The organism is Shewanella sp. DC2-4, assembly GCF_013248875.1.
Taxonomy (GTDB): Bacteria; Pseudomonadota; Gammaproteobacteria; order Enterobacterales; family Shewanellaceae; genus Shewanella; species Shewanella oncorhynchi.
In genome coordinates this window covers 2,323,153-2,341,536 of record NZ_JABRVR010000002.1, presented here as the reverse complement: position 1 = coordinate 2,341,536, position 18,384 = coordinate 2,323,153, and the positions used below count along the sequence as shown (strand labels likewise).

Below are 18,384 nucleotides of genomic sequence, written 5' to 3'. Positions count from 1 at the left end.
AAATCAGTCTGAGATTTATCTGGGATAAAGATACGAGGGAAATATGTCAACTTGATGACGAGTGTGACAGAAATATGACCTTATGATGATCATCTTGGATTGAGCTTAAATTCTGTTCGCGTTACTGCGATTTAAGTCTTGAGAAACTGTGCAAGCGCGGCTTCCTTGAGGATAAATCCGTCAGTGTTAACTCCTTGGGCATTATCGCAAACTATGTTATCTTGCTCGGCTTTTTTATCGCGGGAGTAAAAGGTATGTTTGTTGGATTTGATTATGGTAGTGCTAACTGCGCCGTAGGGATCATGCTGGAAGATGGTGTGCAGTTATTGGCATTATCAGAGCAATCAGCTTATTTGCCTTCGACCTTATACGCGATGGACAGGGAACTGATCGCCGAGGCGGTTTATCGTGGCCTTCCCACTGAATTAAAAGCCGATTACGCCAAAAAGCGCGCCGCGCAATTGAGTCGCGCCCGTATGGTGCGCCATGAGTTAGATCTCGATGCCGATGTTCAGGCTGTATTTGTTGGCGAGCAGGCGGTGAGCGCGTATTTAGAGATGCCGGAGGAGGGATTCTATGTCCGTTCGCCAAAATCCTTTTTAGGCGCGACAGGGCTTAGACCCGAACAAGTGGCCCTGTTTGAAGATATTGTTACCTTGATGATGCAGCACATTAAAGTGCGCGCCGAATCTGTGTTAGTTGAAAAGGACCTTGTTAATCAGGGTAGCACTGCGATGATCACCCATGCGATTATTGGTCGTCCGGTGAATTTTCAAGGCATAGGCGGAGAAGAGAGTAACCGTCAGGCTGAAGCCATTTTGACCTTAGCGGCAAAACGCGCGGGTTTCATCGACGTTGATTTTCTGTTCGAGCCGTTAGCGGCGGGGATGGATTATGAGGCGACCTTGACCGACAACAAAACGGTATTGGTCGTCGACGTAGGCGGCGGTACAACGGACTGCTCTGTGGTAAAAATGGGACCCGCCCATAAACAAAAAGCGGATCGCAGTGAAGATTTCCTCGGTCACAGCGGCCAGCGGATCGGCGGTAACGATCTCGATATCGCCCTTGCAATGAATGCCTTTATGCCGCACTTTGGTTTAGGTTCCTTGATGATTAATGGCAAACCTATGCCCAGTAAAACATTTTGGAATGCGGTCGCAGTGAATGATATTAGCGCCCAGCGAGAATTCAGTACCTTAAGTAGCCGTAAATTGATTGATGAATTGGTTAAAGAAGCCGAGCAGCCACAGTTACTGAAGCGATTGTTAAAGGTGCAACAGCAGCAGTTAAGCTATCAACTGGTTCGCCAAGCCGAGCGTGCGAAAATTGCGCTATCAGATACCGATAATACAGATGTTAATCTGGATTTTATCGAAGCTGCGCTGCACGCGGGTGTGAGTCGTGACTTGTTTGAAAATGCCATTGAGCCGTCGCTGACGAAAGTGGAAGCCCTGATGCACCAAGCGCTCACGCAAGCTGCAAAAACTTTGGCTGCAACAAATGTCGCGGTAAACCGCTCAGCAACAGAGGATTTATCAGCTGAAGCAGAGTGCAAACCCGATGTGATTTACGTGACGGGGGGGACGGCACGAAGCCCAGCAATTTATGCGAAAATCGCTGGTATTTATCCCGATATTCCGGTCGTGGTCGGCGATCACTTTGGCTCTGTGACAGCAGGATTAACCCGCTGGGCACAAAAGCTATTCGCTACGCATTAATATATAAGCGCTAGCATATCAGCACTAATGTAAAAGGATGTATGAATGAAAACTCTGTTGAAGTGTGCGTTTGCGGCCTCTGTAGGTCTATTGCTTGCGGGTTGTGGTGACGATGTGGGTAAGGTGAGCTTAGGGCTTTTTACCACTAAAGATGTGATTATTGATGCTAAAAACGATCCTAAAATACCTGGGGTGACTTGCCATATCAGTCGTATCGAAGCCAATTTAGATTTTGCTGATCCGTCCGATATGGGGATCAGTTGCCGTCAAACTGGGCCAATTACTGCGGCCGATCTGGCGAAGATAGATATGGGGAAACACGGCGAAGTGATTTTCACTGAATCCCTGAGTATTTTATTTAAGTCATTAAAAGTGCGTAGAATTTACGATGCGCAAAATCAGACTCTGTTGTATTTGTCCTATTCGACGAAAGAGACCAATGGCAGCCATAAACATGCGCTCTCAACAGTGCCGCTTTATGGCTCTGCGGCTTGGGTCGATCCTGCATTAAGTATTGGAACGAAAGCGCATTAATCGCTGTAGAGTTTATGATTTAGCGGTTTATTTGCTATAAGCATAATGATATTGCAATAAAAATTCGTATTTGTATCAGTACCGATAAGAGAAGGGGCAGAATATTTATTCCGCCCCTTTTTTATATATTCTGCTAGCACTTAGCACATTAAATATCGTTACTTAGCTTTGGCCGCCAATACTGCGTTAAAGCGTTCAAACCCAGCACTGAGATCGGCGATTAAATCAGCGGGATCTTCTAAACCAATATGTAAACGGATCAAAGGTTTGCTCGCATCCCATTGAGTTGCTGAGCGGATTTTTTCAATACCGAAAATGCCGAGGATTAAACTCTCGTAGCCGCCCCAAGAAAAGCCCATCTTAAAGTGACTCATATTTTCAACCAGTGCGGTGACCGCATCGCCATCGCCCTGTTTTAAGATAAAGGAGAACAAGCCGTTGGAGGCACTAAAGTCGCGTTTAAAGAATTCGTGCCCAGGGCATGTATCAAACGCGGGATGACGTAGATGATCGACTTCTGGCCGGTTTTTCAACCAGTTGGCCACTTGCAGGGCATTTTTTTCATGTTGCGCCATACGCACGCCTAAGGTACGTAGGCCGCGGGCAGCAAGGTACACATCGTCTGGCGATGTGGTTTGTCCCATCAAATAGCTGTGTTCACGTAATTGTGGCCAGTATTTTTCGTTGGCCGTGGCCGTGCCTATCATCACATCCGAGTGACCGACGATATATTTGGTCGCCGCTTGAATTGAGATATCTACACCCATTTCAAAGGGTTTGCTATTGATGGGCGAGGCCCAAGTGTTGTCCAGCATAGTGATCAACCCATGTTCGTGGGCGATGCGGCACAAGGTCGGTACATCTTGCACTTCCATGGTGATGGAGCCCGGAGACTCTAAAAACAGAACCTTAGTATTGGGGCGAATGAGGTCGCGAATGCCTGCGCCAATCAGCGGATCGTAATAGGTGGTTTCGATACCAAAACCGCCGAGAATATGGGTACACAGATCCCGCGTTGGCTCATACACGCTATCAACCATTAACAGGTGATCGCCCGTTTTTAAAAATGACAGTAGCGCCGCACTGATCGCCGCAGCGCCAGAAGGATACAGCGCCGTACCGACGCCGCCTTCTAGTTCGGCAATCGCGGCCTGAAAGGCAAAATGGGTTGGGGTGCCACGGCGGCCATAAAACATCTCGCCATTGGTTTTATTTTTTGCGGCGTGGCGCATTTCATCCATTGTTTCGAAGACGATAGTCGAAGCGCGAAAGACGGGCGGATTGATCACGCCTTTGGTCCATTTTTTGTCTCGACCTAAGCTGACGATTTGAGTGGCTTGATGATGTCTATCTGTCATTGGATCATTACCTTGGCATTTAGGTTGAACGAAGAGATTGAACAATTTGGGAGAATAATTGGCGTTTCTAATCGATTGTTATGGCGGTCATCTTAGCATCTGCCCGCATAAATGACAGGAGGCACGTGATGAGTTTGGCTCATGTTATTGGCCTCCTGTATTTTAGCTGTTGAGATTATGACGCAGGGCTTAAAAGCTGTAACACGCTTAACTTAAAGCCCGCATGTTCTTAATTTAAAGGTAAGGTAACAAGGATATCCACACCATTATGTTCGCTGCGATTACGGGCAAGGATTTGTCCTTGGTGGAACTCGGCGACCAATCGCGCGATATACAGACCTAAGCCTAGGTGGGGTTTATCTTGGGCTTGATTAATCCGCACCGACACCATGGAATCGAAAATCTGCTCCGACATATCAATGGGCAGTTCAGGCCCTAAGTTACTGATAAGCAGAGTTGCTTGCTTACCCACTTGGGTGAGCGTGACTTCGATAGCACTGTCTTTATGGCAAAACTCAATGGCGTTAGCGATAAGTTTGTCCATTAACTGGGCGATATATTCTGGCACACCTTGCATCATCAGTGGTTGTTCGGGCACTTTCACACTAAAGCCTTGTTCTGGATAGGTCATTTGATAACCTTGCATACAACCGCTGACCACTTGGGAGAGTGGGAACTTGGTGATATCGGCCTGCGTTAAACTCTGTTCTAAGCGTGTTGCCTCGCTCATGTTGTTTAAAATCATGCTTAAGCGGCTGACACCTTCTTGGGCGCGGTCGACATATTTTTGCGTGTCTTTATCTAAGGTTTGCAGGTTTAAATGCTCAAGGGATGATCGCACCACAGCCACGGGCGTGCGCAACTCATGGGACAGGCGCGACGACATGTTTTCTAGATAGTGAGTGTACTGACCCAGTCGTCCCACAATGCTAGAGAAGCTACGGGAGAGATCGCCAATTTCATCCCGAGCCTTCGACGGTTTGAGGTGATTACGCACACGGCCTTGGCTGTCGATGGCATTTTCGGCTTCATCGCGCAATTTACGGATGCGGTTAGAAATACTCGAGGCGAAGAAGAACAGCGCCAAGGTGCCCATACTCATTATGGTCAAAATCACGTTAAAGAGTTTTTCCAGCGCTCGGTTGCGTAGGGTTCGAATTCCGTGGGTGGTTTCTTCGGCGACGACGGCACCCATCACATTGTTATCAATCCAAATAGGACTGGCGGCGGCGAGTACCACGGCTTTGTTGTCTGGGGTTAACCGCCAAGTCGAACTTTGCTGACCCGCGAGGGCTTTTTGGATATGACTGCCGTCAAGCTCGGTGGAATCTTGTAAGGAATCAATAAAGTCTTTGGGCGGTTTAGTGAGAATTTTATAGTACAGCGGATGCAGATAATCACGCTTGAAGGTATCCCACAGCGCGGTGCTCTTTTCATCTTCTAAGGTGCGGGTCCATACACTGTCATTCGCGCGAATGTCACCGGATTTTGCCAGTACGCGGCCGTGTTTATCAACCACCCAAATACGTGAGCTATAGTGGCTCATGCCTTTGATAATACTTTCTATTTCCGGTGATGGTACCAGCACAGTGCCGAGATTGTCGACCGTATCTAAGGCCGAGGTGCCGACAACTGCAGCGACATCACGGTATTTGCTGTCGTTGACATCGGCAATGGCAAATCCGAGTTTGCTGCCGACCATGTCTAAGGGAATACGCAGCTCGACATTGTAGCCCACATCGGTCGTCGCCCATTGTCCTTGGATGCGCACCTCAGGTGTAACAGGCACAGTTTGCTTAGGATTAGCGGGTAATTCGAAGGCGCTGATCCAGCCGGGTTGAGTCGTGGCAACGATATAGCGTTTGAATTTATTGTCGGGCGCGAGTGTCGCAATCGAGAGATGATCGTTTCTATCGACACTTAGGGCATTTTTACCCCGCAGTACCACTGTTGGATCAATGACTTGAAAAAAAGCATACAGATAACCATCGTATTGTCCGACCATGTGGGTAAAGCTTAAGGTCAGGGGGGCGTTCGGATCGGCACGCATAATTTGGTGCGCCTCACCGTATTGGATAAATCTGTGCTGATATTCCTGCCATTCGTTGAGTTTGCCGTCGAGTAGAATCGCCCCCGCCAGTGGATAGGCGTATAGATCGCGGCTTTTTTCCACTTGCTTTAAAAAACTCGCTTGCCCATCGAACAATTTTGGCCGCTCGTGCAGCGCGGTGGCCAGTGCTTGAGTGGTGCCTTCTAAGGTGCGTTCTTGGCCGTGGCGAAGATACTTTTCCATTTCCCACACATATTGATACCCCAGCCAAGGTAGGCAGAGCAAGAACAGGCTAAGGCCGATGACTTTAGTGCGTAGACCAAAGGGGAAACGTGTCATAAGTTAGGGATCAGCATTAATGGGTTTAAAAGTTTATTCATCCAAGGTTATCTGGTTCAACGCCGCGCGCTTAAAGGTTGGTTAAGCCATAGATCAGGCCAAGCTGTCCCAGCGATAACCCATACCATAGACAGTATCAATACAATCAAACTCTGGCGCGGTAGCGATAAACTTTTTGCGAATGCGTTTCACATGGGAGGTGATAGTGCTGTCATCGACAAAGATTTTAGCCTCTTGCATTAATTCATGGCGACTGCGTACATGGCCTGGATGTTTGGCTAACGCATGCACCATCCAAAATTCGGTCACGGTAAGTTCGATTGGTAACTGGTTCCAGTAGACTTGCATGCGGTTGGCATCAATGGTCAGTGGGCCACGTTCGAGCAGGTTTTCCTGCGCCGTTTGGCTGGCCGCAAGTTCAGAGCGTCGAAACAATGCGGCTAGCCGTGCGGTTAAATGGGGGAAACTCACTTCTTTGCTCAAGTAATCATCGGCGCCTAAACGCAGGCCACACACAGTATCAAAGTCACTGTCACGGGCGGTTAAAAAGATGATCGGCAGCGTGCTCGACATGGCGCGCAATGACTGACATAGCATAAAGCCGCCATCAATTTCATTACCTAAGCCGATGTCGATAATGGCTAAATCTGGTAAACGGGTATTAAAGGCTAGCATGGCCGATGGTCTGTCGGCGTAGGTTTGCACGCTGTAACCGTGTTGTTGCAGCACGTCCTTGTAATTCTCGCGAATGGCCGCTTCATCTTCCACTATGGCGATACGCTTCATAGAGCCGTATTCCTATTGACTTGGGGGAGTAAGTTTTCGTGACTATACAGGATTTTTCCCGAGAAAAAAGGCCACAAATGCAATTGCCATTTTGTTGCCACAATTGATAGTTGCATTGCCATTTTCCATCCCTGCTCATGCCATTCCACTTGTGTTTAATAGCCCCATTCAGTTTTGTACCCGTTTGACCTGATGTGGTGTTGAGTGGATTGCTTCAGGTACGAGTCCAAGCTCAGCTAATAATCAAAAAGGAATGAGATGATGAAAAAGACACTAATTAATCTATTGGTTTTGAGTTTATTAAGCGCACCTGTAGCCAATGTGTCGGCGCGGGTTTCACTGCAAAACCAAGTGATAGGACAAGACTTCACCCTAGAAAATGATGCCTATGCTAGCGGTATAGCGATGGATGACGAATACGCAAGCGAGGACGAACAACCGGAAGCCCTCATTGGCCTCGGTGGTGGAGCCTTAGTAGGGGCGTTAGTCGGTGGTCCAGTGGGGGCCATTATTGGTGCGTTCACAGGCACCTTAATTGGCAAATCAGTCAGCGATACAGACACATTGCATGTTCAGCAAAGACAGATCCATTTGCAAGAGTCCCAGTTATCCGAGTGGAGTGTAAAACAGCAAGCCGCCGAAAAACGGGCGAGCGAATATACCAAGGCGCAGCAAGAGCTTGATGAGTTGTTGTCAGCGCAACGTCAATTGCTCAGTGAACTTGCTTTGGGGCTTAGCGTACAGTTTCGTACCGGTTCCTCTGAGGTTGAATCGCATTTTTTGCCCCAATTAGATGATGTGGCTGAGGTGATGAATTTGTCACCAGAACTCAATCTTGAGCTGAAGGGTTATGCCGACCGCCGTGGTGATGAGAGTTACAACCAAGCCCTTTCTGAGCAGCGTCTACTGGAGGTGCGTGGCTACCTGATTAAGCAAGGCGTCACTGCCGAGCGCATGACCACTCAAGCCTTTGGCGCTTTATCGCCTTTGAAAGCCGACCAAGACAGAGAATCGGATGTGTTCGACCGCCGCGTGACATTAACACTACAGCCTCATTTGGTCTTGACGGCCAGGCATGCTGCTGACTTGCGATCAATTTAAGTAGTCCATTTTACGTCGTTCATATTAACGACAACCAACATCAGTTCATATTTGTTAATAGAGGAAGCCTTTGTGATGATCACAGGGAAAAGGGTAAAAGAAGTGAGTGAAGCGGTGGCGGTATTGCTGATCAGTGCCGCCGTGTGTTGGGGTTTGCCCTTTGTGGCATTGGCTTCGCCGAATAGTACCGGCACATTGTCTGCGCCACAGAATATGGCTTCGGCATTGGTCGGGCAACATAGTTCTCACAGAACGGCAGAGTCACACATCATTAATTACGATGATATCACGCAGGGGCTGTTGCTTTATCGCCAGCCGAGCGGTGCATGGGTGCCATCTTTGCCGCTTGATACACAAGTGTCGATGCAAGTCTCTGGCTTAAGTAATCGCGTGAGCGTGAAACAGGTTTTTCGCAACAATACTGAATTTGTGTTGAATGGGCAATATTTGTTCCCGCTGCCCAATGAGGCTGCGGTGGATTCGTTGCGATTACATATAGGCCAGAGAGTGATCGAAGGGCAAATTCATCCTAAGGCCGATGCCAAGCAGATTTTTGAGCAAGCGAAAGCTGAAGGCAAACGTGCCAGCTTAGTGAGCCAAGAGCGGCCTAATATGTTCACGACCGAAGTCGCAAACCTAGCACCTCAAGAGGAGCTGATTGTAGAAATCAGCTATCAGGAGACCATTAAATATGAAGATGGTTTGTTTAGTTTACGTTTTCCGCTGGTGGTCGCGCCCCGTTATATTCCGGGATTAACATCGGATTCAAGTGCTAGCGACTCACATGATCCTATGGCACAGGTGCGCCAATCAAGCCGAGTGACAAGTTCGCAGGTGTTTGATGCTGACCGGATTGTGGCACCAGTGCGGGACGGCGCCAGTGGACGCGATCCTGTGCTGAAGGCAGACATTCAAGTCTTACTCGCAAAGGGGGTTGATAAAGCGTCCATTGAGAGTCCTTACCATGACATCAAACTCAAGCAAGACAACAGCGGCGCGGTCGATGTATCGCTGGCGCAACGTGTGCCCGCTAATCGTGATTTTGTGCTGCAATGGCGAGTACAGCAGGGCACGAGCCCAATGGCTTGGGTGTTTAATCAGCAAGGTAAAACCCATAAGCTCGATGGCGAAAATCTGTCTCAGGATACACTTGAGACAAGTAAAACCAGCGGCGTAAATGATGATAATTACAGTCTCGTCATGGTGTTGCCTCCTAAGGTTGAAAAGAGTACTCAGCCGAGTTTGCCCCGTGAATTAATTTTAGTGATTGATACTTCGGGCTCTATGGCGGGGGATTCTATCGTTCAAGCTAAAAATGCACTGTTATACGCGTTAAAAGGACTGAAGCCGGAGGACAGTTTTAACATTATCGAATTTAACTCCAGTTTATCTCAGTTCTCAGCAGTGCCATTGCCGGCGACTTCGTCGAATTTGTCACGGGCCCGTCAGTTTGTGAGCCGTTTACAGGCCGATGGTGGCACTGAAATGGCGTTAGCACTGGACGCTGCCTTGCCAAAATCCTTGGGCAGTGTATCGCTTGATGCAACGCAGCCTTTGCGCCAAGTGATCTTTATGACCGACGGCTCTGTGGGCAATGAACAAGCGTTATTTGATTTGATCCGCTATCAAATCGGTGAGAGCCGCCTATTTACTGTCGGCATAGGTTCGGCGCCTAATTCTCACTTTATGCAAAGGGCGGCTGAACTCGGTCGTGGCACTTTTACCTATATTGGCAAAGTGGATGAAGTCGATGAGAAGATCAGCGCCTTACTCAGCAAAATTCAATATCCAGTGTTAACCGATATTCAAGTGCGTTTTGATGATGGCAGTGTGCCCGATTACTGGCCATCACCGATTGCCGATCTGTACCGCGGTGAGCCAGTGCTCGTGAGTCTAAAGCGCAGCGCCCGTGAGCCACAGGAGTTAGTGATTTCAGGACGCCAAGGGCATCAAAACTGGCAACAGTCGCTCTCGCTGCAGGACAACTCCGCAGGATTGATGACCCATCAAGGTGCGGGTTTAGATTTGCTGTGGGCGCGTAAACAGATTGGTGCATTGGAGTTGAGTAAAAATGGCGCGAATGATGACAAGGTCAAACAGCAAGTGACGGCCTTATCAATGAATTATCACTTAGTCAGCGCCTATACCAGCTTAGTGGCGGTGGACTTAACCCCAATTGATTCAACTGCAATGAGCCGTGATGCCGTGGTTCGTCAGCACTTGCCCTTAGGTTGGCAACCTTTTGGCGCCTTGCCGCAAACCGCGACGTCAAGCCGTTTGGATATGTTATTAGGTGCGCTGACCTTGCTACTCGCTTTGATTCTTACGGGATCGATTCTTCGACAAAGACGGGAAGAGAAGGCGGCCTTGGTGGCACTTACCAGTGAACGATGAGTTAAGCGCGATGAGCAAAAGCAGAACACAGCGATTTTTAGTGGTGGGATTATTTTTAATTGGCGCAACATTGTTAGGAAAGGGACTCTATATGCAAGCTAAAGCACACTTTGCCCAGTATTTGATTGAACAGGCGTGGACTAAAACCTTGGCTGATGGTCAATCCCATAAGCCTTGGTCATGGGCGGATACTTATCCCGTGGCAAAGCTGTCTATTCATCGTGAGCAAGTGGCGACGAACAACAATATTGAAGCAGAGCTTAATGACAGTTTATATGTTCTTGCGGGGGCTTCCGGGCGAAATTTGGCCTTTGGTCCGAGTCTGGTGTTGTCCAGTGCGCCAGCGGGGCAAAAAGGCAATACTGTGATTGCCGGCCACAGGGATACGCATTTTGCGATACTCAATGGCATGGCGGTGGGGCGTCGATTATCGTTACAAACGCTTAAAGGCAATCACATTATTTATGAAGTGGTGGCGACTCAGGTCGTACATGAAACCGAAACTCAATTTATGGCGCCATCCGATGATAATCGCTTAACGTTAATTACGTGTTATCCCTTCGATTCACTTCAAGGCGGTGCTGAACTGCGGTTTGTGGTGCAGGCGATACCCGTCGAAAATGAGTCGATGGAAACACACGGTACGAATGCATCAGTTTCAATAGGGAGTGGCGTGCAAGGGAATATTGGAACTGTTTCTCGCAGTTTCAAACATTAATCTGAAATCTAATTTAAATCCTACATGTAGCTTTCAAAAAAATGCTCTTTTGTTAATCATCTTAGCCTGAAGCTGAATTATCGGCTTCAGGCTAAGTTATAACCATCAGTTACTGATAGGCAGCACACGATTTCGTCCTAAGCGTTTGGCTTCATAAAGTAATTTGTCTGCCGCTTCAATCAATTGCATACCCGTTTGTTTTTCTTGCCATTGGGCGACGCCAAAGGAAGCACTGATATTATTGATGCGTTCGTCTTTGCGTCTGTCTTTTAAACTGAGTTTTTCGAGTCCACGGCGCATAGCTTCGGCCAGTTGCCTTGCGATACGTAGCTGACTTTTAGGGACAATAATCGCAAATTCTTCACCGCCAAACCGATACAGTTTTGTGCCATCGCGGCAGGATTCCTGTAGCCGTTTCGCCACGGCGCGTAACACTTGGTCGCCGAGCTGGTGGCCATAGGTGTCGTTAAACACTTTAAAATGGTCGATATCAGCCAAGATCACACAAGTGCCTAAGGGGGCTTGGGCTATCATTCCTGCAAAATCAGTGTCAAAGGCGCGGCGATTAAAGCAGCCCGTCAGTGCATCGTAGAGAACGTCTTTTTCTGTTTGTTCAAGTTTTTTCTTTAGTGCGTCTATTTCGGTTTGAGCCTTCTGCAGCTGACCGGTAAAGAACTCTGTGCTCGAGCGAATATTGTCCGACTCTTTCACTAAGCTGCGGACCAGATCGAGTACTTGTTCGACGCTAAAGCCTTCGTCTTCGATGCGGTTGAGCTTTTCAAAATTACTTTCGATACGTGACTGGAAGTCATTGGCATCTAGATTGGTATCTTTGAGTGATTGGGAAAGCTCAGTCACCATAGCATCCAGATTTTGGCGCATTTCTCTGACATCGAGTTCAACTGGGTCGGCAACATATTGGCGATACAAGATTTCGCTACTGACAGGAGGGCAAGTATTGTATTGGGCAATAACAGTATCGAGTTGTTGATTTAACTCCGGATTTTGTTCACCAACATAAGTGTACCAAAGCGCATAGTTAACGGGGGTGGTCGGAATTTTATGTTTGAGCATCAGAGGCACTGCTTTTTTGAGGTTCAGTGCAGCGGCTTGTAATAACTCTAGCGACATATTGTTACCTTACTCAATGAAAATACACGGATATTTTAAAATTTCGCTATTTTTTATTCTGTTGCAGTCAGGTTTAGGTCAACGACAAAAATATCGGTCAGATGGAGACATGATTACCGTTTACTCTTGGATGTAGCGACTCCGTTTGCGCTAAGACTTCCATCATAAATTAAAGATGATATGGTAAAGTCTATCCTTAAAACCAAATAATGATAATAACTTGGGAGAAAGTTGTGAAAAATTTAATCATAACCACAAGTCTGTTGGCCACTATCTCATTACCTGTCTTTGCTGAAACGGCATTTGTGAAAAGTCTCGATCTCGTGCAATACCGAACCGATGTGAAAACCTTAGCGAGCGATGCTTTTGGGGGACGCGCGCCCTTATCTGAAGGTGAAAGGTTAACTTTAGACTATTTAGTGACAGCATTTAAAGATATGGGTCTCAAACCCGGATTTGGCGATAGCTATTTACAGGCGGTTCCTTTGGCGCAAATTAGTGCCGATCAAAACATGCAGCTTGATATCGGCGGACTTAAATTTGCTAATGGCAGTGAATTTACCGCGAGAACCCAAAGAATCGCCGAAAAAGTCAGCTTGAATAAAAGCGATGTGGTATTTGTTGGCTATGGTATCAATGCACCCGAATATGGCTGGAATGATTATCAAGGGTTAGATGTAAAAGGCAAAACGGTCATCGTACTCGTGAATGACCCCGGCTTTGCGACCCAAGATCCAACAATATTTAAAGGCAATGCTATGACCTATTATGGTCGCTGGACTTATAAATATGAGGAAGCGGCGCGTCAAGGCGCTGAGGCCGTGTTTATTGTCCATGAAACCGCGCCAGCCGCCTATGGCTGGGGAGTGGTGCAAAACTCCAACACAGGAACTAAGTTTACTCTGGTCGATGCCAATAATAACCAAGGTCAAGTGGGCGTGATGGGCTGGGTTCAGCACGAGGCCGCACAAAAAATCTTTGCCAAAGCGGGATTGGATTTCGATACCTTAAAACGGCAAGCAGCTAAGCCAAACTTTAAGGCTATCCCACTTAAGCTGAGCGCGCAGCTCACGTTAAACAATAAAATTGAACGCGCCGAGTCCCATAACGTCGCGGCCTTACTGCCCGGTAAAACGCGCCCCGACGAAGTGGTGATGATGCATGCCCATTGGGATCACCTTGGCACTGTGATTGAAGACGGTAAGTCAGAGATTTTAAACGGTGCGGTCGATAATGCCAGCGGTGTGGCGGGGGGTTTTAGCGTTAGCGCGTTACTTCAAACAGCAGGCTAGCACGGCGCCACTGGATCGCTCGGTGCTCTTCAGTGCCTTTACTGCAGAAGAAACGGGTCTGATTGGTGCACAGCATTTTGCTCAGCATCCCAGTGTGCCAACCAAAAATATCGTCGCCTTTTTAAATATCGATGGCATGAATGTAAATAAAGGCGTGGATTACATTTTGCGCTATGGGGAAGGGGTATCTGAGTTGGAGCAATACTTAGATAAAGCCGCCAAAGCCCAAGACCGTTCGGTAAAAGCGGATCCAAGACCACAGAATGGATTGATGTTTAGATCAGACCATTTTGCGCTGGCCCAGCAAGGTGTACCAGGATTGTTATTTATGAGTCTTGGGGATACAGATCCTGACTATATTGCGCATAAATATCACCAAGGAGCCGATGATTATGATCCAAATTGGACGTTGGAGGGGGTGAGTCAAGACCTAGACTTGATCGCCAGTATGATAACCACCTTAGCGAATGGTTCAGATTGGCCCCATTGGCTTGAATCATCAGACTTTAAAGCCAAACGTGAGCAGGATGGCCGTAAATAGGTTTAATGGGTTGGATCATGAGGGCGTCCAGTAGGCGCCCTTATTTTTTAGCACTAATTTGGCTAGGGTTCGGGCAACTGTTTGAGTTAGAAGGGGTGTTTAATACAATATGGGAAGAGATTTTTTATAGAATTAAAAGGAATAGCTGATAGAAAGCATAGGACCAATAAAATTGTAATAGATGTTGTAATCGGCGATTTGAGTATCTTTATTCGGCGAATTTTGGGCGATATCAACGTCAACTTTATAGTAGTTATAGGCCACGCTCATACGCCAGTTTGGGGTGATTTGTGCATTAACCCCCACTTTAATATCAACCAGTTCGCCTTTGACATCATTGAGTTTGATGTAAAAATACTGTGCATGGCTGGTGATTTGCCAACCGGGAACAAATTCATACTGACCATATATGCCAATGTCGGGCAGTGGCGCAGTGACATTTTCGTCAACAATGCGCGGAATTGCTTGGCTACCGCAGACATTATTGAGTAATTCCGATGAAGCGCAAACACCAATCACCCCTTCAAAACCTGTCTTGATAAACATAGTATGTAAACCAAGTGATAAACCGACATCATAGTTACTGCCTTGAAATACATCATAGCCATAGCCGAAGCGCAGTACATCAATGTTTAAGGTTGAATTTAGATTACCGCCTGCTTTGATATCATAAATGGTGTCGTTAATCTCGAGCTGGAAGGGTTTCGTTAAGGCTTGGGTTTCGGCGTTACGATGAAGCTGTTTCCAGTCTAGGTAGATATTGTGCCGTTCGTTAAAGTGATAATTTAACTCGATAAAGGGTAAAAATTCGTTTTTTGCAAGTTGTAGATCGGACTCATAATCTAAGGTGAAATTATTACCCGAAATAGGGTTAGTGACTTCCATATTGGTGTCTGATTGCGAATAAAAGCCGCCTAACTGAATAGTAAAATCATCGGCTTGCACTTGAGTGCTGAGCAGTGACGCTATGATTAGGGGTAATAGGCGGATCGACATGTTAAGGAGTGACTCCTGCATTATTCTTATTATGTTTAGCGATAAGGTCAGAATTTAGTGCCATAAAAAAACAACATTTGGAGTTTAACAGCAAATTTTTTAATGTGAACAAAATGTTTTAAAAAATGCAAAAAATTGTGATTCAAAACAAAAGTAGGGCTGGTTCTCGTGAGGTTGAATGAAATTTGGGCGAGCGATCACATCAATTGTGGATTGAAAGACTCAGGGCAAGTGTTTCCTTCCTGAACGGCTTTAGGATTGTTGCGTTGTTGATGGGGCTAGATACAAATGGATATAGACACAAACATGGTGGAGAATCATCGATATTGAGAATATCTAGCGGTACGAACCCGCTAGATATTGATATGTCCTAGTGCTTCTATTTCGTCTCGATAGAGGACGCAGACGATAGAAGTGACGGGGTAGAAGTCTCAGCCTCTACGCTATCAGCTACGATTTTTGGGCTACTTGGTTCATTTTTATTAAACATGCCTAAACGGATACGAATAAAATGCAAAATTTGCGCGGCAATATCCACATTCAAACAGGACTCTAAGCCCTCAAACCCTGGAGATGAGTTAGCCTCACAAATTTTGTAATGGCCGTTATCAAACAATAAATCGATACCTGCAACATCAAGATCGAGAATATTGGCTGTTTGGGTGGCAAGCCATTCAATTTCAGGAGTGATCTGAAATGGACGCGCTGAACCACCGGCACTGACATTGGCTTTGAAGCTGTCTTCTTGACCACGCCTTTCATAGCAACCCGCCACACGACCACCAATAGTGAATACGCGTAGATCGCGCCCATGACTGTTAGCGATAAACTCTTGCAGAATGATGTTAGCGTTTTTATTGGTCGCTTCAATCAACTGCATTAAATCGTCAAATTCACGCGCCTTATGGGATAAAAACACACCACTGCCCTGTGAGCCTGAAAGTGTTTTTATCACCACAGGAAAACCGAGATGGCGTTCTACGAGGGCGATATCGACGGGGAATTTAACCAACATGGTTTTAGGCGTAGGCAGATTCTTCTCGGCCAACAATTGTTGGGAGAATAACTTGTCTTTAACGATTTCAATGGCTTTAGATGGATTGAGGCAATATACCCCTAATCTTTCTAAGTGACGAATAATGGCTAAAGCAAAGTAGGTCGTGCCTGAGCCCATTCGCGGAATGATAAAATCGGGCAGCTCGACGGCTTGCCCATTCAATAAAATACTCTTGTTATCTTCTCTGGTGACAGTCAGATCAAATTCATCAGGTGCGTAAACTTCCAACTCTATGTTATCGGCTTTTGCTGCCGCCAGTAGACGCTCAATTTCATACCATTCAGGTTTTAGCTGAGTCGCGGTTTCTTTATATAAAATCCAACCACGCATTTAGTAGCAAACCTTAATCTTCATTCTTTATCCTCGGGTTCAGGTTCATCCTGAACATCATCTTCAATATCAAATACAGCCTCTGCCTCTATTTCTATCTCGGGCTTGGTTGCAGGCAAATGCACTGTACCAACCACGGCATAAAAGGGTTTCCCCATGGCGAGCCTGCGATACTTTACCCAGATCTGCTCTAACAAGCTACTGGGCGCGATATTTCCTTTGGCGACTTCCACAAATTGGGCTTCATCGGAGGTGCAAGGCAGCGTTTTTCCTTCCGCTAAATTCTTCATCGCATGACCATGCAATTCAAGGAGTTCAGCTTCTTTATTGGTAAAATCGCCGCTTCGTTTAAACCCTTTGGGGAAATTAGCGTCGTCGTAGAAACGTTTTTGAGAGACAAAACTGGCAGCAACTGAGCCGTTAAACGTCTCAGAACCCTTGTTAGCGTTAAAAAAAGACTGTTCAGACATGGCAGATACCCTCTAGTTTTTGATATACAAAGATTTGCAACTGGAGTATTGGCTAGTATTATTGATTTATAAATCAAAAAAATTTGCCTATGTTGGTCAAGAATTTTTATGGATACCGATTTACTAAAAACCTTTCTCGAAGTCTCCCGTACTCGCCATTTTGGTAAAGCGGCTGAGAATCTTTATCTCACCCGAAGCGCTGTGAGCTTTAGGGTGAAACAGCTTGAGAGCATTTTGGGTGTCGCCTTATTTGAACGGCAACGTAATAATATTCAGCCCACGCCAGCAGGCGAACGTATGCTTGGTCATGCCGAAGCGGTGTTAACAGCATGGGAGCGGGCTAAGCAAGATGTTTCCCTCAGCCAGTTACAGACAACGCAGCTTGCCATTGGTGCAGGGCCGAATATTTGGGACGCTTACTTGCAAGGTTATTTACAGGGACTGCATGTCGGTTTACCTGGCGTGGCGTTGCGCACCGAAGTGCTACCCGCGAATGCAATGACGCGTCAGCTAATGGACCGTACCCTAGATATTGCGATTTCATTCGATCCGCCAAAGCTTGATCAATTTGAGATAGTGCAACTGGGGCAAATTAATTTGTTGTTGGTGTCGAGCTTAAAAGGTCAAACGGTAAAAGCGGTTGTGCCGGGGCAATATGTAAAAGTCGATTGGGGTACGGCGTTCAATATTGTTCACGCGCAGGAATATGCCTCGCTGCCAGTGCCAACGCTGCACACGAGTTCAGCACGTATTGCGTTAGATTTCATCTTGAATAATGGCGGCTGCGCATTTTTACCTGAGCATCTAGTGCAACATGCATTGCGCGGCGGCGAATTGCATCTCGTCAGCGGCGCGAATGCCATTTCACGAAATGTGTATCTTGCGTATTGGGCTGAGAATGACCGCTTAGCCCAGATCAAACAAGCCATCGACTTTTTAAGGGACGATGGCTCAATGATTGCTCATGCGACGGTTTAGAAACTAAGAATTAAAGCACTAGCGGCGTTAATACAACCAGCCAAGTTAATCCACAAAGCGCAAGACTCATAAAGACGGCAGCCGAGGCAATGTCCTTGGCTTGGCCACTTAACGGGTGTATTTCACTGCCGACACGGTCAACCACAGCTTCAATCGCCGAGTTTAATAGCTCAACAATCAACACGATAAACAACGTGAAAATCAGCATAAGGCGTTCAATAGTGCTGATATCAACCCATAAGGCTACGGGTAACATGACTATCGTTAAGATTAATTCCTGTCTGAAGGCGGCTTCGTGGATCCAAGCGGCCTTTAGGCCCTTCATCGAAAATCCCGTCGCTCTGAATATGCGCTTAATACCGTGATTATTGGCTGGTTTCATAGTGTTTCCAATTGACGTTAGCGACAAAGCGCTGAGGTTCTGCTCATTCAAAACAGGGTGAATAAACCCTACTGTTGTCTTTGTTAACATTTGACTGAGTCATAAATTTGGCCGCAGTATAGCCTGAGATGAAAAGTGCATAAACAATTAACTGAGCAAATTTGATCATCAACATTCGTTGTTAACTTAGGGAGTTAGTGACTTTT

Annotated in this window: 14 protein-coding genes and 1 pseudogene; 7 read left to right on the top strand and 8 right to left on the bottom strand. The window is 46.7% G+C overall.

Going from position 1 to position 18,384, the window contains the following annotated elements:
• Nucleotides 1-254: 254 nt before the first annotated feature.
• Both yegD and HQQ92_RS11030 read left to right on the top strand, forming a co-directional pair.
• Nucleotides 255-1,721, top strand: a complete 1,467-nt coding sequence (gene yegD / locus HQQ92_RS11035; RefSeq protein WP_173245322.1) for a molecular chaperone — start codon at nt 255-257, stop codon at nt 1,719-1,721.
• Nucleotides 1,722-1,766: 45 nt separating this feature from the next.
• Nucleotides 1,767-2,255, top strand: coding sequence for a CreA family protein (locus tag HQQ92_RS11030; protein WP_113941505.1), 489 nt, complete (start codon nt 1,767-1,769; stop codon nt 2,253-2,255).
• Between the two features lie 158 nt (nt 2,256-2,413).
• On the opposite strand, the gene HQQ92_RS11025 is transcribed toward HQQ92_RS11030, so the two are convergent.
• From HQQ92_RS11025 to pdsR, 3 genes are all read right to left on the bottom strand, one after another.
• Nucleotides 2,414-3,613, bottom strand: coding sequence for a cystathionine beta-lyase (locus HQQ92_RS11025; RefSeq protein ID WP_173245318.1), 1,200 nt, complete (start codon nt 3,611-3,613; stop codon nt 2,414-2,416).
• A gap of 229 nt (nt 3,614-3,842) precedes the next feature.
• Nucleotides 3,843-6,002, bottom strand: coding sequence for a proteobacterial dedicated sortase system histidine kinase (pdsS, locus tag HQQ92_RS11020; RefSeq protein ID WP_028760269.1), 2,160 nt, complete (start codon nt 6,000-6,002; stop codon nt 3,843-3,845).
• A gap of 93 nt (nt 6,003-6,095) precedes the next feature.
• Complete coding sequence (gene pdsR / locus HQQ92_RS11015) at nt 6,096-6,788, bottom strand: proteobacterial dedicated sortase system response regulator (protein ID WP_006081337.1); 693 nt, start codon at nt 6,786-6,788, stop codon at nt 6,096-6,098.
• Between the two features lie 258 nt (nt 6,789-7,046).
• Between pdsR and pdsO the strand changes: the two genes are divergently transcribed.
• From pdsO to HQQ92_RS11000, 3 genes are all read left to right on the top strand, one after another.
• Complete coding sequence (pdsO, locus tag HQQ92_RS11010; RefSeq protein ID WP_173245315.1) at nt 7,047-7,889, top strand: sortase-associated OmpA-like protein PdsO; 843 nt, start codon at nt 7,047-7,049, stop codon at nt 7,887-7,889.
• A 75-nt stretch (nt 7,890-7,964) separates the two neighbouring features.
• The gene (locus tag HQQ92_RS11005) at nt 7,965-10,283 is read left to right on the top strand and encodes a marine proteobacterial sortase target protein (RefSeq protein WP_173245312.1); all 2,319 of its coding nucleotides are present in this window, start codon (nt 7,965-7,967) and stop codon (nt 10,281-10,283) included.
• A 10-nt stretch (nt 10,284-10,293) separates the two neighbouring features.
• The gene (locus tag HQQ92_RS11000; protein ID WP_173245309.1) at nt 10,294-11,001 is read left to right on the top strand and encodes a class GN sortase; all 708 of its coding nucleotides are present in this window, start codon (nt 10,294-10,296) and stop codon (nt 10,999-11,001) included.
• A 105-nt stretch (nt 11,002-11,106) separates the two neighbouring features.
• Here the strand turns inward: HQQ92_RS11000 and HQQ92_RS10995 are convergent, their stop codons facing one another.
• Nucleotides 11,107-12,132: a GGDEF domain-containing protein gene (locus HQQ92_RS10995; protein WP_028760265.1), complete on the bottom strand. Its 1,026-nt coding sequence runs from the start codon at nt 12,130-12,132 to the stop codon at nt 11,107-11,109.
• Between the two features lie 209 nt (nt 12,133-12,341).
• Between HQQ92_RS10995 and HQQ92_RS10990 the strand changes: the two are divergent.
• Nucleotides 12,342-13,965: pseudogene (locus tag HQQ92_RS10990) on the top strand (M28 family metallopeptidase).
• A 132-nt stretch (nt 13,966-14,097) separates the two neighbouring features.
• On the opposite strand, the gene HQQ92_RS10985 reads toward HQQ92_RS10990, so the two are convergent.
• From HQQ92_RS10985 to HQQ92_RS10975, 3 genes are all read right to left on the bottom strand, one after another.
• A complete protein-coding gene (locus HQQ92_RS10985; protein ID WP_173245304.1) occupies nt 14,098-14,961 on the bottom strand; it encodes a hypothetical protein in 864 nt (287 codons plus the stop codon).
• A 379-nt stretch (nt 14,962-15,340) separates the two neighbouring features.
• A complete protein-coding gene (locus HQQ92_RS10980) occupies nt 15,341-16,348 on the bottom strand; it encodes a RimK family alpha-L-glutamate ligase (RefSeq protein WP_173245301.1) in 1,008 nt (335 codons plus the stop codon).
• 20 nt (nt 16,349-16,368) lie between these two features.
• A complete protein-coding gene (locus tag HQQ92_RS10975) occupies nt 16,369-16,818 on the bottom strand; it encodes a DUF413 domain-containing protein (RefSeq protein ID WP_028760261.1) in 450 nt (149 codons plus the stop codon).
• 108 nt (nt 16,819-16,926) lie between these two features.
• Between HQQ92_RS10975 and hdfR the strand changes: the two genes are divergently transcribed.
• Nucleotides 16,927-17,796, top strand: a complete 870-nt coding sequence (gene hdfR, locus HQQ92_RS10970) for an HTH-type transcriptional regulator HdfR (protein WP_028760260.1) — start codon at nt 16,927-16,929, stop codon at nt 17,794-17,796.
• Between the two features lie 10 nt (nt 17,797-17,806).
• Here hdfR and HQQ92_RS10965 read toward each other — a convergent pair whose 3' ends face one another.
• The gene (locus HQQ92_RS10965; RefSeq protein ID WP_028760259.1) at nt 17,807-18,178 is read right to left on the bottom strand and encodes a diacylglycerol kinase; all 372 of its coding nucleotides are present in this window, start codon (nt 18,176-18,178) and stop codon (nt 17,807-17,809) included.
• Nucleotides 18,179-18,384: the final 206 nt, after the last annotated feature.

Excerpts from the sequence above, each read along its gene's own strand:
- HQQ92_RS10980 (WP_173245301.1), bottom strand. The coding sequence starts at position 16,348 with ATGCGTGGTTGGATTTTATATAAAGAAACCGCGACTCAGCTAAAACCT.
- pdsS (WP_028760269.1), bottom strand. The coding sequence starts at position 6,002 with ATGACACGTTTCCCCTTTGGTCTACGCACTAAAGTCATCGGCCTTAGC.
- pdsO (WP_173245315.1), top strand. The coding sequence starts at position 7,047 with ATGATGAAAAAGACACTAATTAATCTATTGGTTTTGAGTTTATTAAGC.
- HQQ92_RS11000 (WP_173245309.1), top strand. The coding sequence starts at position 10,294 with ATGAGCAAAAGCAGAACACAGCGATTTTTAGTGGTGGGATTATTTTTA.
- HQQ92_RS11005 (WP_173245312.1), top strand. The coding sequence starts at position 7,965 with ATGATCACAGGGAAAAGGGTAAAAGAAGTGAGTGAAGCGGTGGCGGTA.
- HQQ92_RS11030 (WP_113941505.1), top strand. The coding sequence starts at position 1,767 with ATGAAAACTCTGTTGAAGTGTGCGTTTGCGGCCTCTGTAGGTCTATTG.
- HQQ92_RS11025 (WP_173245318.1), bottom strand. The coding sequence starts at position 3,613 with ATGACAGATAGACATCATCAAGCCACTCAAATCGTCAGCTTAGGTCGA.
- pdsR (WP_006081337.1), bottom strand. The coding sequence starts at position 6,788 with ATGAAGCGTATCGCCATAGTGGAAGATGAAGCGGCCATTCGCGAGAAT.
- yegD (WP_173245322.1), top strand. The coding sequence starts at position 255 with ATGTTTGTTGGATTTGATTATGGTAGTGCTAACTGCGCCGTAGGGATC.
- hdfR (WP_028760260.1), top strand. The coding sequence starts at position 16,927 with ATGGATACCGATTTACTAAAAACCTTTCTCGAAGTCTCCCGTACTCGC.
- HQQ92_RS10965 (WP_028760259.1), bottom strand. The coding sequence starts at position 18,178 with ATGAAACCAGCCAATAATCACGGTATTAAGCGCATATTCAGAGCGACG.
- HQQ92_RS10975 (WP_028760261.1), bottom strand. The coding sequence starts at position 16,818 with ATGTCTGAACAGTCTTTTTTTAACGCTAACAAGGGTTCTGAGACGTTT.
- HQQ92_RS10985 (WP_173245304.1), bottom strand. The coding sequence starts at position 14,961 with ATGTCGATCCGCCTATTACCCCTAATCATAGCGTCACTGCTCAGCACT.
- HQQ92_RS10995 (WP_028760265.1), bottom strand. The coding sequence starts at position 12,132 with ATGTCGCTAGAGTTATTACAAGCCGCTGCACTGAACCTCAAAAAAGCA.